This window comes from Methylobacterium nonmethylotrophicum (genome assembly GCF_004745635.1).
Classification (GTDB): domain Bacteria; phylum Pseudomonadota; class Alphaproteobacteria; order Rhizobiales; family Beijerinckiaceae; genus Methylobacterium; species Methylobacterium nonmethylotrophicum.
Genome location: NZ_SRLB01000001.1, coordinates 414784 through 427783 on the forward strand (window position 1 = coordinate 414784; position 13000 = coordinate 427783).

Here is a 13000-nt window from a genome sequence, read left to right on the forward strand (position 1 = left end):
TGCGGACGATACCTAGATAGCGGAAAAGGGCGGACGATCCGCCCCGGGACGGCCTGTCTCGCCCTCCCGTCCGCCTCAACCGGTATCGGAGCGTCCATCCATGGCCCGCACCCCCAAGGTGTCCGACGGCAAGACGTCTGACGATGCGACGTCCGGCGCGCAGCCGGAAGCCGCCCGCCTGCCGCCGCGGGAGGCGATCGTCGAGGCGCTGATGCGGCTCGCCGCCGAGCAGCCCTGGAGCGACATCGAGATTGCCGACATCGCCCGCGAGGCCGGCGTGAGCCTCGCCGAGTTCCGCGACTGCTACCCGTCGAAGGGCGCGGTGCTCGGCGGCTTCTCGCGGATGATCGACAAGCAGGTGCTGGAGGGCGCGAGCGACGACCTCGCGGACGAGCCGACCCGCGAGCGGCTGTTCGACGTGCTGATGCGCCGCCTCGACGCGATGGATCCCTACAAGCCGGCCCTGCGCCGCATCGCCTTCGCGCTGCGCGGCGATCCCCTGTCGCTCGCGGCCCTCAACCAGGTGGCGCTCAACTCGCAGCGCTTCATGCTGGCTTCGGCCGGCATCAGCACCGAGGGGCCGCTGGGCCGCCTGAAGCTCCAGGGCGTGGTGATCGCCTTCGCGCGCACCATGGAGACGTGGCTCGACGACGACGACCCGGCGCTCGCCCGCACCATGGCGGCCCTCGACCGCGAGATCCGCAACGGCGAGCGCTTCATGGAGCGGGCCGAGGACGTGCGCCGCCTGACCGCGCCGTTCCGGGCGCTGGCCCAGTCGCTCGCCGGGGGCGGGCGCCGCCGGCGCCGGCGCGACACCCGCAACGAGGACGAGGGCAACCCCCTCGGCGGCGACCCGGCGGCGGCGATCTGACGCCACCCGGCGTCTATCCCCGACTTTTCGGGATATTCCAGGGTGACCGCGCCCAGCCGACAGTCTAGCCTGTCGGCGCGATCGTCCCCGGGCCGTGGCGACGACGCGACCCTGGGGAACGTCTCGGATGCTCGACTTGTCCACCCGCGCGCCGGTGAAGATCGCCCGCGTCGAGCAGCCGCGATACACCGCAATCGCTCAAGCCCTGCACTGGCTCACCGCCGCCCTGGTCCTGGCGGTGCTGCCGCTCGCCTGGATCGCCGTGAGCCTGCCGCGGGATTCCGCGTCCAAGGGCTTCTTCTTCCAGATGCACAAGTCGGTCGGCCTGACGATTCTCGTCATCGTGGCCGTCCGCATCCTGTGGCGCGCCTGGCACCCGGCACCGCCCGAGGTCTACGTGCCCCGGGCCCTGACGATCCTCGGGCGGATCAACCACTGGCTGCTGTACCTCGTGTTCCTGCTGATGCCGCTGAGCGGGCTCCTGCTCTCGGCCGCCTTCGGCAGCACGATCCAGTATTTCTACCTCTTCCCGATCCCGCCCTTCATCGAGAAGAACAAGGACCTGGCCGACCTCGCCGACCAGGTCCACCTCGCCGGCCAGTATGCGGTCTACACGCTCGTCGTGCTGCACGTGCTGGCGACGGCCTGGCATCTGGTCGTGCGCCGCGACGGCCTCCTCGACCGGATGCTGCCGCGCCAGGACGTGTGAGCCGGGACGGTGAGCGACACGGGCCGCGACCATCTCTTCCTGCTGGAGCCCGGCTTCGCCGACCCGGCCTATCCGGGCCGCCGGTTCTACTGCTGGCACTGCGCCCTGCTGGACGGGGTCCTCGGGAGCTTCCCGGACCTCGCGCGGCGCCTCGACGTGACGCGCCTGCCCTGGCCGCGGCCGCGGCGGGCGCTCGTCGCCCTCGTGGGGGAGGCGCACCAGTCGCTGCCCCTCCTCGTCCTCGCTCCGGACGCGCCGGACATCCTGGCGACCGGCCGCCACGGCAGCCTGCGCTTCGTGGATGACAAGGACGCGATCCTGCAGGCGCTGCACCGGCGCCACGGCTTCCCGGAGCCGCATCCCTGAGCGAGAGCCTGCGGGCCCTCAGCGCGCCAGCTCGCGCAGGCCGAGCCGGATCAGGGTCTTGGCCTCGAGGGCCGACGCGCCCTCGCCGGCGCTCTTGAGCGCTGCCGCGATCGCCGCCGAGGCCTGGACCTGCGGGTAGCCGAGATTGACGAGGGCCGAGATCGCGTCGGCCACCGGCTGGGGCGCGGTGTTGGCCTCCACCGCCCCGGTCAGCTGGATCAGGGCCGGGTCGACCGGGGCGAAAGCCGGGGCCTTGTCCTTCAGCTCCGCCACCAGCCGGGCGGCGAGGCGCGGGCCGACGCCGGGCGCCCGGGCGATCGCGCCCTTGTCGCCCGTGGCGATGGCGGTGGCGAGGTCGCCGGGCTCCAGAACCGAGAGCACCCCGAGGGCGACCCGGGTGCCGACGCCCTGCACGGTCTGGAGCAGGCGGAACCACTCGCGCTCCGCGTCGGACCGGAAGCCGTAGAGGCGGATCATGTCCTCGCGCACGTGGGTCTCGATGGCGAGGTCGGCCGCCTCCCCGGGGCTGGGCAGGCGCTGGAGCGTGCGGGCCGAGCAATGCACCACGTAGCCGACGCCGTGCACGTCGAGGATGACGAAATCCTCGCCGTAGGAATCGACCACCCCCTTCAGCTTGCCGATCATCGCCTCTGACGTCTCCGGCGGGCCGCCAGGACGGGCCCCACGGCCGGCCCTAACCCCCGGGGCCCGCGCCCACAAGGCGCGCCGATGCGGCGCTTTCGCGCCCGGCCGCAGCCGCGGCACTCGTCTTGCGCCTCGAGGGGATTTTCACTACGAACCGGGAGCACGTGAACGCGTCGGGGCGTAGCGCAGTCTGGTAGCGCATCTGGTTTGGGACCAGAGGGTCGCTGGTTCGAATCCGGCCGCCCCGACCATCCACTCCACGGATCAGAGCCCGCGATGTCGACCGCCCGCATCTTCCGCCCTGCCAAGGATCCGAGCCAGTCCGGCCTCGCCCGGACCAAGCAGTGGACGCTGGAGTTCGAGCAGGCGAGCCCGCGGGAGACCGAGCCGCTGATGGGGTGGACCTCGTCCTCCGACATGCTGCAGCAGGTGCGGCTCGAGTTCGACACCAAGGAGGAGGCGATCGCCTACGCCACCCGCGAGGGGATCGCCTACCGGGTCGAGGAGCCGCACCAGCCCCTGCGCAAGGGCCTCTCCTACTCGGACAACTTCAAGTACAACCGCACCGCGCCCTGGACGCACTGACCGGGCCCACCGCAGTGACGCGGAGCCAGGGCTGCCGTCAGAACGCGTAGCGCACGCCGCAATAGGGCAGCTCCTCGGCCAGCAGCGCCTTGAACCGGCTGAGCCAGCGGCCCTTCCAGCCGGTGCGGTAGCGCAGGTTCTCCATCCCGCCCTCGGACCGCTTGGTCTCCTGGATGTCGGGGCGCCAGAGAAGCGCCTCGGCCTTCGGGTGCCAGCGCAGGTTCACCGCGTGCAGGGCGGCGTTGTGGGTGAGGAAGATGATCTCGGCCTTGAGCTGCGCCTTCGCGGCCGCGCCGATCCCGGCGTCGAGGGCGCGAAACAGCGCCCGCCAGTCCTCCTCCCACCCCTCGTAGAGGATCACCGGCGAGAAGTTGGCGTGGACCTCGTAGCCCGCCGCCACGAACGCGTCGATCGCGGCGATCCGCTCCGGCATCGGTGAGGTGCGCACGTCCACCACCCGGGCGATCCGCTCGGGCATCAGCGAGAACCGGATCCGGGTCTTGCCCGCCGGGGCGTAGGCGAGGAGGTCCGGGTTGACGAACTTCGTGGCGAAGGAGGCCTTGGCGTTCGGGACGTCGCGAAACAAGGCCACGAGGTCCCGCACGCTGTCGCAGGCCAGCGCGTCGACCGAGAGGTCGCCGTTCTCGCCGATGTCGTAGACCCAGAGCCGGTCGTCGATCTGGTCGGGGGCTGGGAGCGGGCCTTGCGCGGCGGCGTGGCGGCGGATCGCCCGGCCGATGGCCGGGGTGTTGACGAACAGGGTGATCGGGTTGGCGTAGCCCTTGCGGCGCGGCACGTAGCAATAGGCACAGGCCATGGCGCAGCCGTTGGAGCTCGACGGCGCGATGAAATGGGCGCTGCGCCCGTTCGGCCGCGACGTCAGTCCCTTCTTGACCCCGAGCACCAGGGTCGAGCGCTTGATCCGCACCCAGTCCTCGACCGAGCCGGCATTGCCGTGCAGCTCCGGGATGTTCCAGTGCGAGGCGACCTCGATCCGCCGGGCGTCCGGGAACCGGTCGAGGATCTCGCGGCCGCGGGCGTGCTCCGTCGCGGCGGGCTCGAGGTAGATCGTGTCGATGGCGAGCAGGCGGGCGGCGGCGCTGGACAGGGGCGGGCTCGGTCTGGAGGGCTCCTCAGGACCTAGGGCGCGGGCGGCGCTCCAGCAGGGGCACCAGCAGGCTCGCCGCCGCGAAGGCGCCGCCGACCGCGCAGAGCGCCGGCCAGCCGCCCGCCGCGAAGGCCCGCGTCCCGGCCGAGGCGCCGATCGCTCCGCCGGTGAAGATGGCGGTGAACAAGACGGTGTTGATCCGCCCCCGCGCCCCGGGTGCCAGGGCGTAGACCCGGGTCTGGTTGGCGATCAGCGCGGCGTTGACGCCGATGTCGATGAGCAGGACCCCGACCGCCAGGGCGGCGAGCGAGCGGCCGCCGAGGAGCCCGAACACCGCGAAGGCGGCGAGCGTCAGCGCCGCGCCGCCGATCAGCACCGGCCGCGGGCTGCGCGTGTCGGCGAAGCGCCCGGCGATCGGCGCGCATAGCGCGCCCGCCGCCCCGATCACCCCGAACAGGCCCGCTCCCGCGGGGTCGAGCCCGAAGGGCGGCGCCTCGACGAGGAGCGCGAGCGTGGTCCAGAACGCGTTGAAGGCGGCGAACAGCAGCGCCTGCGACAGGGCGGCCCGGCGCAAGACCGGCTCGCGCCGCACCAGGTCGAGGATCGACCCCATCAGCGCGCGGTAGCCGAGGCGCGCGGCGGGCCGCACCTTTGGCAGGCCGAACCAGGCGAGGCCGGCGAACGCCGTCGCGAGGCCGGCCGCGCCGGCGAACACCGCCCGCCAGCCGGCGAAGGCGCCGACGAAGCCGCTCGCGGTGCGGGCGAGCAGGATGCCCAGCAGCAGCCCGGTCATCACCTGGCCGACGACCCGGCCCCGCACCGCGTCCGGCGCCAGCTCGGCCGCGAACGGCACCGCCTGCTGCGCCGCCGTCGACAGCACCCCGATCAGGAAGCCCGCCAGCACCAGGACCGGCAGGCTCGTGCTCGCCGCCGCCAGGACCAGCACGGCGGCGAGCAGCAGGAGCTGGCCGACGATCAGGCTGCGCCGCGGCAGGGCGTCGCCCAGCGGGACGAGGGCGAGGATCCCGAGGCCGTAGCCGGCGAGCGTCGCGGTCGGCACCAGCACCGAGGCGTCGTGGCCGAAGGCCTGGACCAGGAGGCCGAGCAGGGGCTGGTTGTAGTAGATGTTGGCCACCGCCCCGCCGGCGATCAGGCCGAGGCTCAGGCGGGTCGCGGCGGGAAACGGAGGCATGACGCGTCCTGCGTGAGCGCGGTCGGGCGGTTCGTGCGGCACGAGATAGCGGGTTTTTGCGGTGCCGCACGGGGCAGCCCCGCACGGCGGCCCCGCCCTGCGGACATGACGGAGGCGCATGGGCAGCCGGGGTGAGACGCCAGGAGACCGCGCCGCGATCACACGCCCGTGAGGCGCCTTCCGCTAGCGGAGATCATCGCCACATGGAGAGGAGGGCAGTCTGAAATACGGGCTTGCTCCGGCGCGACAGGCGCCGATACTTTTCCTCCGATCGCGATCGATCGGTTCCCTCGTGGGCAGGGCGCATCCCGTTGGGGCGCCCCGCACCCGGCCCGGCCGATCGGCTGCGGCGAGGTCGCCTCGGGAACCTTGAGCGGGTACCCATTCCGTCGTCGACGCGGTCCATCGCCTAGGGAGACGGACGATGTCGCAGTACCGCGTGCTGTTCGCCAAGCAGATCCTCGGGGTCCCGTTCACCGTCGGGACCGTGGAGATCACCCGCGCCCGGGATCCGGAGCGGGCGGTCCGTGCCGCCGCCCTGCGCTTCGCCCGCCAGCACGGCGTCGAGGACTGGCGCGAGCGGGCCGACGTGGCCGCCCTCGACGCGGCCACCGCGCCGGCGTCGTGACGCCGGCCGGCACCCGATAGCGATCGCCCGATGCAGCGCCCGATTGCCCCGCGATCGGGCGCTGTCCTATGAGGCACCCGGATACCCGACGCCCTCTCGAGGATCTCCTGCCCGATGGCCCGCCTGCGCTCCGATTTCTGGGTCGCCGCCCACCTGCGGCGCTGCGCGGTCGAGGGGGTGAGCGCGGTGCAGCGCCGGCGCGGCGCGCCGGAGGCGGGAGCGATCTTCGTCAAGGTCGACCGCCTCGACGGGCGGGCCGACCTCTACGGCCCGGCGCCCCAGTCCCTGTTCGAGGGCGGCGAGCAGGGCGGACGCCGCTTCGAGACCCTGATGCGCGAGGCCCTGCCGCCCGACGTCGAAACCCGGCTCGCCCGCGAGATCCGGTTCGACTCCGATCTGTGGATCATCGAGATCGACGACCGCGAAGGCCGGCACTTCCTCGATCTCACCCAGTAGGCGGGGCATCCCCGTACCGGACGCGCGTCGCGCCCGCTGTCCGCGCTCTCCGGAACGCGGCATAAGGAAGAGGCGCGACGGCCGTCGCGCGGTGGCATCGGCCGTGCACGCGCCGCGCTTCGTCCCGATCCCGCCTCCCTCCGCCAGGTCGCCACGCCCGTCATGACGCCGTCCCCCCGTCCCGATCCCAAGGTTCTCCTCGATCCCAAGGACCACCTCGCCACCGAGCTTCTCGCGACGCTCGTGGGCTTCGAGACGGTCAGCTCCGCCACGAACCTGCCCCTCGTCGACTTCGTCGAGGCGTATTGCCGCCGCCACGGCGCCGCGGTGGAGCGGGTCGTCGACGGGACGGGCGAGAAGGCGGCCCTGTGGATCACCGTCGGGCCGGCCGACCGGCCGGGCTACGTCCTCTCCGGCCACAGCGACGTGGTGCAGGTGGAGGGCCAGGACTGGACCCACGATCCGTTCCGGCTGACCGAGGTCGACGGGCGCCTCTACGGCCGCGGCACCTCGGACATGAAGGGGTTCCTGGCCGTCTGCCTGGCGCTCCTGCCCGAGATGGCGGCGGCCCCCCTCGCGCGCCCGCTGCACCTCGCGGTGTCCTACGACGAGGAGGTCGGCTGCCTCGGCGTCCGGCCGCTCATCGCCCATCTCCGCGCGCGCGGGATCGCGCCGCTCGGCTGCTTCGTCGGCGAGCCGACCGGCATGGCGGTGGTGACCGGCCACAAGGGCAAGTACGGCGCCAAGGTCACCTTCCGGGGGCGGGCCTGCCACTCGGCGCTGGCGCCGGCCGGCGTCAACGCCGTCGAGTACGCGGCCCGCTTCATCGATCGGGTGCGGCTGACCGCCGAGGGGCTCGCCCGCGACGGCGCCCGGGACGACCTCTACGACGTGCCGCACACGACGGGGCTCACCGCCCTGGTGCAGGGCGGCACCGCGCTCAACATCGTGCCGGACCGCTGCACCGTCGGGTTCGAGTTCCGGGCGATCGCCGCGGACGACCCGCGCGGCCTCGCCGATGCGGTGCTGGCCTACGCGAACGACGTGCTGGTGCCGGAGATGCAGGCGCGCGACCCCGCCTGCGGCATCGCGGTCGAGCCGGTGATCGACTATCCGGGCCTCGACATCGCCCCGGACGCGCCCCTTGTCACCCTGGCCAAGCGGCTCGCCGGCCGCAACGGCCACGCCAAGGTGTCGTACGGCACCGAGGCCGGCCTGTTCCAGAGCCTCGGCGGCATCCCCTCGGTGGTCATCGGCCCCGGCGACATCGCCCGCGCCCACAAGGCCGACGAGTACGTCGAGACGGCGGAGCTGGCCGAGTGCGCGGGCTTCGTGCGCCGGCTGATCGCGGAGAGCTGCGCGTGAGCAGCCCGGCGCGGCGCGATGCGGCTCAGGCTCCCGTTCTCGCACCATGATCGCCGCCGGAGCGGTCCCCGCTTCGGCACCGGTCGCGCGAGACCGGCGGATCATGATTGGAACGGCGCGGGGCGTTCTCAGCGCCGCGAGGCGAGCTCGCCCATCCGGGCGGCGCGGCCCTGCTCGACGTGCCAGCGCGCCTCGGCGACCTGCCGGCGCAGGCTGTTGCGGCGCCAGAGATGGTACAGGCGGAAGGGGTGGGGCGCGGCGCCGGCCCGCACCTCGTGGTGGCGCAGCCGGCGCAGCAGGCCCGGCAGGCAGGCGCCCGCCGCCTCGCCGGTGGCGATGTCGCCGAGGCGGACCTGGCGCAGCAATTCGGCCCGGTAATCCTCCACGCCCGATCCCCCCCTCACCGTCCGGCCGAGGCCATCTCCGCCGAGGACGCCTGAACGAGATGCCGCCGTCCCGCCCGCGACGGACCCCGCGCGGCGTCGAGGACGTATGGGCAGGATGGGAAGGATCCGGGCCGGTGGCAACGCGGCATCGTCGCCCGTCGGGTGCCTCTCACGGCGGCCTCGTCGCCCTCCGGGCGTGCGGGCGGCCGCGGGGCCTTGCGCGCAAAAAGAGGCCCTGCCGGCGGGAGCGAGCAGGGCGGTGAAGTCGACTTGGGGGCCTCAGCAACATCCCCGCTGGTCGTCCACCCGGTCGAGACCGGGCCAACAGGGACGGTCGGGCAAGAATTGCCGCAACACTTGCAAGGTTGCTTCGCTTTCGCGCGCCGATCCATCACTTATGTGAAGATCCACGGCGCGCAGCGATCGTCGTGGAGGGCAGTCAGGCGCCTTGGCCGCCGCCGTAATCGGCGACCGAGCGGAGGGCCGGCACGTCGCGCAGGGTGATCGCGGTCGCGCGCTGCTCGATCAGGCCGTCCCGGCGCAGCTGCTGCATCGTGCGGTTCATGTGCACCACGCTCAAGCCGAGGGCATCGGCCAGGACCTCCTGGGTGATCGGGAAGGTGAAGCGGTTGTCCTGCACCCGGTCCACCGCCGCGAGGCGCTCGCGCAGCTCGAGCAGGAAGTGGGCGACGCGCTCGTAGGCGGTCTGGCGGCCGAGGCGAACCACCTGGTTGACGAGCCACAGCTCCTCCATCTCCCGCGCCTGCCGCAGCGCCGCCGCGAGGCCCGTCTCGCCCTCCGGCGAGGTCCCGGACGACGCGGCGCGCTCGCGCAGGCAGCCGGCCTCGCTCACCTGGGCGGGCGTCAGGGTGGTCACGGAGCCGTAGGGCAGCGGGCGCCGGCGCTCGCCGATGCCGATCAGGTCGCCGGGCAGCAGCACCACGATGATCTGGCGCCGTCCATCGGCCAGGAAGCGCTGGCGGCAGGCCCAGCCCTCCACCAGCACCTGCGGGCGCGGCGCCGCCTCGCCGTCGCGGGCGAGTTCGGTGCGGGCCGGCACCAGCGCCGGACGGGCGGTGATCTGCCGCAGCAGCGCCTCGTCGTCGGGGTTCAGGGGCGCGTAGCCGGACAGCCGGCGCGCCACGGCGTCCGGCCCGGCGGGCACGTGGGCGAGGGGTTCAACCGGCATCGTCGGCCTCCGCGGGCGGATCGCCGGGCGGGCGCGAGGCGCCGAGCGGCAGCTCGATGACGCAGCGCACGCCGCCCGGGCGGTATTCCAGGGCGGTCGTGGCGCCGAACTCGTAGACCAGGCCCTGCTCGATCAGCTCGCGCCCGAAGCCGCGGCGGGTCGGTGCGGCCGCGAGCAGCGTGACACCGCTCTCCTGCCATTCGAGCCGCAGGCGCCGCTCGGCGCCCACGCCGTAGAGGCGCCACCCGATGGCGATCCGCCCCTCGGGCCGGGCGAGCGCGCCGTACTTGATCGCGTTGGTGACGAGCTCGTGCAGCACGAGGCCCAGGGTCTCGGCGGTCTTCTGCGGCAGCCGCACCTCGGGACCGTCGAGGGTCACCTGGCCCCCGTCGCGCACCGCGTGGGACAGCACCTCCTCGCCGATCAGCTCGGCGAGGTCGGTGGCGGCGTCCGGGCTGCGGGTCAGGATGTTCTGGGTGCGGGCCAGCGCCCCGAGCCGGCCGTCGAAATGCATCACGAAATCGGCGAGCGAGCCCGTGCCCTCGGCGGTACGGTTGGCGACCGACCGCACCACCGCCAGGATGTTCTTCACCCGATGCTGCAGCTCGGTGAGCAGCAGGCGCTGGCGGTCCTCGGCCATCCGCCGCTCGTGGCTGTCGGTGCAGGAGCCGAACCAGGTGACCGCGCCGCCATCCGGGTCGGCCGTCGGCTCGGCCCGGGCGGTGAACCAGCGATAGGTGCCGGAAGCCGCCCGGATGCGGAACTCGTGCTCGAACGCCTCGCTGCTGGCGACCGCCCGCTGCCAGCGGCGCTGGTTCTCCTCCACGTCGTCCGGGTGCACCACCGACATCCAGCCGAGGCCCAGCGCCCGTCCGTCCTCGAGACCGGTATGCTCGTAGAAGCGCGAATTGACGTAGAGCCAGTTGAGCTCCGCGTCGGCGGTGAACAGGAAGGCCGGGACGATGCGCTCCATCCGGCGGAAGCGCTCCTGGCTCTCGCGCAGGGCCCGCTCGGCCCGGGCCGTGGCGGTGATGTCCAGGAAGGTGATGACGACGCCGGCGATGAAGTTGTCGATCGACCGGTAGGGCAGCACCCGGGCGAGGTAGCGCGAGCCGGTCTCCGGGTTGCCGACCTCGCGCTCGATGGTGCCGAGCGTGCGCAGCACCTTGCGCACGTCGCCGGGCAGCTCGGGATAGAGGATGCGCGCCGCGATGTGGGTGATCGGCCGGCCGAGGTCGGACTCGATCAGGTGGAAGATGTCGGTCACCGCCGGGGTGAAGTTCTTCACCCGGAACTCGTTGTCGAGGAACACCGTGGCGATCTGGGTGCTCTCGAGCAGGTTCTTGAGGTCGCTGTTGGCGCGGCCCAGGTCGTTGACCCGGTGGCCGAGCTCGCCGTTGACGGTCTGCAGCTCCTCGTTGACGGATTGCAGCTCCTCCTTCGAGGTCTCGAGCTCCTCGTTGGCGGATTGCAGCTCCTCGTTGATCGACTGGTACTCCTCGTTGGAGGATTTCAGCTCCTCGTTGGTGCTCTCCAGCTCCTCGATCGTGGCCTGCAGGCGCTCGCGGGTCAGGCGCAGCTCGCTCTCGAGGCGCTGCACGTGCTCGTCGCGCAGGAAGGTCGGGGTCGGCTCCTCGGTACCGTCGCCGTCGAGGGTCTCGCCCTCCTGGAACAGGACGACGAAGCTCGGCGGGCCGTCGGTCCCGGGCACCGGCTCGACCACCAGGGTGACGAGGCGCCGCTCGCCGTTGGTGCCCATGGCGGTGCGCTCGGCCTTCACGGTCCGGTGCTCGGCGCCCGCCTTCAGCAGGGCGGCGCGCAGGTCGAGACGCAGGTCGCGGTGGACGAGGTTGAGCAGGTTGAGGCTCGCCGCTCCCGTCGCCGGGTCGATGTAGCGCCCGGTGCGGCCGGAGAAGTGCAGGACGTCGTAGGCCTCGTCGACCACCACGTAGGCCGGGGCGTAGCGCTCCGCCACCCGCTCGGCCCGGCGGGCGAGGCTGCTCTCGATCGCCCGCGGCCGCAAGGCGCCGCCGCCTTCCGCCTGGCGCCGGTCGGCCACCACCGTGAGGGGGAACTCGGGCAGGACCCGGGTGGCGCTCTCGAGGCGCCGGAAGATGCGGTAGCGCCGGTCGACCGGGGAAAACAGCTTGGCGTGCCGGGTGACGTTCTCGGAATTGCCCAGGAACAGGAACCCGCCCGCCCGCAGGGCGAAGTGGAACAGCGGGATGACCCGGTTCTGCAGGTCGCCGTTGAGGTAGATGAGGAGGTTGCGGCAGGAGACGAGGTCGAGGCGCGAGAACGGAGCGTCCTTGATCACGTTGTGCTGCGAGAAGATGCACATCTCCCGCAGCTCCTTGACGACGCAGTAGGTCGCGCCCTCCTTGACGAACCAGCGGCCGAGGCGGTCGGGACGGACCTGGCGGGCCACCGCCTCGGTGTAGCGCCCGACCCGGGCGGAGGCCAGCGCCCGCCCGTCGATGTCGGTGGCGAAGATCTGGACCTGCGGCACCACGTCGAGCTTGGCCATGTGCTCGCGCATCAGGATGCCGATCGAGTAGGCCTCCTCCCCGGTGGCGCAGCCGAGCACCCAGACCCGGACCTGGTCGCCCGAGCCCTTGCCGGAGAAGAGCCGCGGGATCACCTCGGTCTCGAGCAGCTCGAACTCCCGGTGGTCGCGGAAGAACTGCGTCACCCCGATCAACAGGTCGTTGAACAGGTTCTGCACCTCGTCCGGATCGGTGCGCAGGAACTCGACATAGGCCTCGACGGACTCGATCTGCACGACCTGCATCCGCCGGTGGACGCGGCGCAGGAAGGTGTTCTGCTTGTAGCCGTGGAAGTCGTGCCCGGTCTTGTTGCGCAGGATGGTGGCGATGCGGATCAGCGCCTCGCCGGCGATCTCGGCTTCCGCGTTCCGCTCGGCGTCGGTTCCGCGGCCGAGATGGCGGGCATAGGCCAGGATCCGGTCCGCCATCTGCTCGGGGGACACGACGTGGTCGGCGAGCGCCGCGGCGCTGCTGGCGGAGGGACCCTCGTCGCCGTGGGGCTCGGCGAGCGTCAGGCCGCCCGCCTCCTTGACGGCGGTGACCCCGAGGGTGCCGTCGCTGCCGGTTCCGGCGAGCACCACCGCCACGGCCCCGGCGCCCCGATCCTCGCCCAGGGCCACCAGGAAGGTGTCGAGGCTGCCCCGTCCGTTGGCATCGCCCGGCCCCCCGAGGCGGAACCGCCCCTGGGCCAGGGTCACGATGCCCTCCTCGGGCAGGAGGTAGATCCGGCCGGGCTCGACCGCGGCGCCCTCCTCGACCGGGGCCGGCGCGAGGGTCGAGGCCCGCGACAGGACCGTGCGCCAGCGTGCCGCGTCGAAGGTCTCGCGCTGCTGGAGCGCCACCACGACGGCGACGTCCGGCATCTCCGGGAGATGGGCGAGGAAGCGTTCGAGGGACTCGACCGCCATCCCCGACGCGCCGACGCCGACCACCACCAGCCGCTCCGGCGACCGT

The 13000-nt window shown here is 72.7% G+C and carries 13 protein-coding genes and 1 tRNA gene; 8 read left to right on the forward strand and 6 right to left on the reverse strand.

Annotated features, from left to right (window positions below; all coding sequences use genetic code 11):
* The first annotated feature begins 100 nt into the window (after nt 1–100).
* The 3 genes from EU555_RS01960 (at nt 101) to EU555_RS01970 (ending at nt 1946) form a co-directional block, all read left to right on the forward strand.
* Nucleotides 101–871, forward strand: coding sequence for a TetR/AcrR family transcriptional regulator (locus EU555_RS01960; protein ID WP_245524083.1), 771 nt, complete (start codon nt 101–103; stop codon nt 869–871).
* A gap of 127 nt (nt 872–998) precedes the next feature.
* Nucleotides 999–1580 (forward strand): cytochrome b, encoded by a 582-nt coding sequence (locus EU555_RS01965; RefSeq protein ID WP_135412748.1) that lies wholly within the window; start codon nt 999–1001, stop codon nt 1578–1580.
* A gap of 9 nt (nt 1581–1589) precedes the next feature.
* Nucleotides 1590–1946, forward strand: coding sequence for a DUF3088 domain-containing protein (locus EU555_RS01970; protein ID WP_135412749.1), 357 nt, complete (start codon nt 1590–1592; stop codon nt 1944–1946).
* Nucleotides 1947–1964: 18 nt separating this feature from the next.
* Here EU555_RS01970 and ruvA read toward each other — a convergent pair whose 3' ends face one another.
* Nucleotides 1965–2591 (reverse strand): Holliday junction branch migration protein RuvA, encoded by a 627-nt coding sequence (ruvA, locus tag EU555_RS01975; protein ID WP_135412750.1) that lies wholly within the window; start codon nt 2589–2591, stop codon nt 1965–1967.
* Nucleotides 2592–2765: 174 nt separating this feature from the next.
* On the opposite strand from ruvA, the gene EU555_RS01980 reads away from it, so the two are divergent.
* Nucleotides 2766–2842: transfer RNA gene (locus tag EU555_RS01980), tRNA-Pro, on the forward strand.
* Between the two features lie 25 nt (nt 2843–2867).
* Entirely contained in the window at nt 2868–3176 is a 309-nt protein-coding gene (locus EU555_RS01985) for an ETC complex I subunit (protein WP_135412751.1), read from the forward strand.
* 37 nt (nt 3177–3213) lie between these two features.
* Here the strand turns inward: EU555_RS01985 and EU555_RS01990 are convergent, their stop codons facing one another.
* Both EU555_RS01990 and EU555_RS01995 read right to left on the reverse strand, forming a co-directional pair.
* Nucleotides 3214–4263, reverse strand: coding sequence for a spore photoproduct lyase family protein (locus EU555_RS01990; protein WP_135412752.1), 1050 nt, complete (start codon nt 4261–4263; stop codon nt 3214–3216).
* A gap of 46 nt (nt 4264–4309) precedes the next feature.
* The gene (locus EU555_RS01995) at nt 4310–5476 is read right to left on the reverse strand and encodes an MFS transporter (protein WP_245524084.1); all 1167 of its coding nucleotides are present in this window, start codon (nt 5474–5476) and stop codon (nt 4310–4312) included.
* Between the two features lie 424 nt (nt 5477–5900).
* Here EU555_RS01995 and EU555_RS02000 point away from each other — a divergent pair, with 424 nt between their 5' ends.
* From EU555_RS02000 to argE, 3 genes are all read left to right on the forward strand, one after another.
* Nucleotides 5901–6104 (forward strand): hypothetical protein, encoded by a 204-nt coding sequence (locus EU555_RS02000; RefSeq protein ID WP_135412754.1) that lies wholly within the window; start codon nt 5901–5903, stop codon nt 6102–6104.
* Nucleotides 6105–6218: 114 nt separating this feature from the next.
* Nucleotides 6219–6560 carry a DUF1491 family protein gene (locus EU555_RS02005; protein WP_135412755.1) on the forward strand — a complete coding sequence of 114 codons (342 nt, stop codon included), beginning with the start codon at nt 6219–6221 and terminating at the stop codon, nt 6558–6560.
* 162 nt (nt 6561–6722) lie between these two features.
* Nucleotides 6723–7925, forward strand: coding sequence for an acetylornithine deacetylase (gene argE, locus EU555_RS02010; RefSeq protein ID WP_135412756.1), 1203 nt, complete (start codon nt 6723–6725; stop codon nt 7923–7925).
* A 128-nt stretch (nt 7926–8053) separates the two neighbouring features.
* Here argE and EU555_RS02015 read toward each other — a convergent pair whose 3' ends face one another.
* The 3 genes from EU555_RS02015 to EU555_RS02025 form a co-directional block, all read right to left on the reverse strand.
* The gene (locus EU555_RS02015) at nt 8054–8311 is read right to left on the reverse strand and encodes a hypothetical protein (protein ID WP_135412757.1); all 258 of its coding nucleotides are present in this window, start codon (nt 8309–8311) and stop codon (nt 8054–8056) included.
* Nucleotides 8312–8750: 439 nt separating this feature from the next.
* The gene (locus EU555_RS02020; protein ID WP_135412758.1) at nt 8751–9500 is read right to left on the reverse strand and encodes a Crp/Fnr family transcriptional regulator; all 750 of its coding nucleotides are present in this window, start codon (nt 9498–9500) and stop codon (nt 8751–8753) included.
* Entirely contained in the window at nt 9490–12981 is a 3492-nt protein-coding gene (locus EU555_RS02025) for a CheR family methyltransferase (RefSeq protein ID WP_281041267.1), read from the reverse strand. Before EU555_RS02025 ends, EU555_RS02020 begins: the two co-directional genes overlap by 11 nt.
* Nucleotides 12982–13000 lie beyond the last annotated feature (19 nt).